Annotated in this window: 1 protein-coding gene; it reads left to right on the plus strand. The window is 62.2% G+C overall.

Annotation, left to right across the window (positions count from 1 at the left end; genetic code table 11):
- The first annotated feature begins 336 nt into the window (after positions 1 to 336).
- Positions 337 to 696 (plus strand): hypothetical protein, encoded by a 360-nt coding sequence (locus tag AC0L3K_RS40700; protein WP_473368218.1) that lies wholly within the window; start codon positions 337 to 339, stop codon positions 694 to 696.
- Positions 697 to 715: the final 19 nt, after the last annotated feature.

Consider the following 715-nt stretch of genomic DNA (forward strand, 5'->3'; position numbering starts at 1 on the left):
TCCAGAACCATCCGAACCGCACGGTCGCGGACTTCAGGCGAAAACTTGTTCGTGGTCTTGCTTGTCATGGCTCCATCTTCTCAGGAGTTGGAGCCTCCGGCAAACCCGGGGCGGTTCATCTCCCTCCGCGAGGACACGCGGGATCAAATGGCCGTAACAAAGCAGCAAAGGCTCCTGCTCGAATTGCATTTGCCAGCCAATTCTCCCCCCGCTACAGACGATAAGACCTAAGCGGGCGACCTCAATGATCGGCCCCGGTCCCGGTTTGGTTGGCCATGTGCGGCCGGAACGATCCTCTAGCAGGGCGATTGCTCCTCTTTGAGTAGGAGTTGCGTCATGCGTCATGCGCCGTCGATCGTTCCGCTGGATCGTCTCGATCGGGATGTTTACCTGGTGCTGGAAGACTTCGGCGCCCGCGCTGGCTGCTCCTGGCGGGAGACCGACGAGCAGGATACCGACTTCGAGACCATCATCCGCGACCTGCTCTCCGGCCAGTACGCCTATCCGGTCAGAATCGTCGCCTTCAACGCGATCGAGGGCTGGTCTCGCGATGCGACCAGCGACATCGCTGACGAGCTGGCCGAGCGCGTCACAGGGCGCGCCGAGATCAAGCCGGCCTTGCAGGCCTTCATCGAGGCAAACGCGACCCGCCCGTTCGGTATCCAATTGGCGCTGCCCCTGCGTGGAGCCGCTTGAGCATGGTGCGCCTGACCCC

This window comes from Bradyrhizobium sp. MI1.10 (assembly GCF_055811035.1).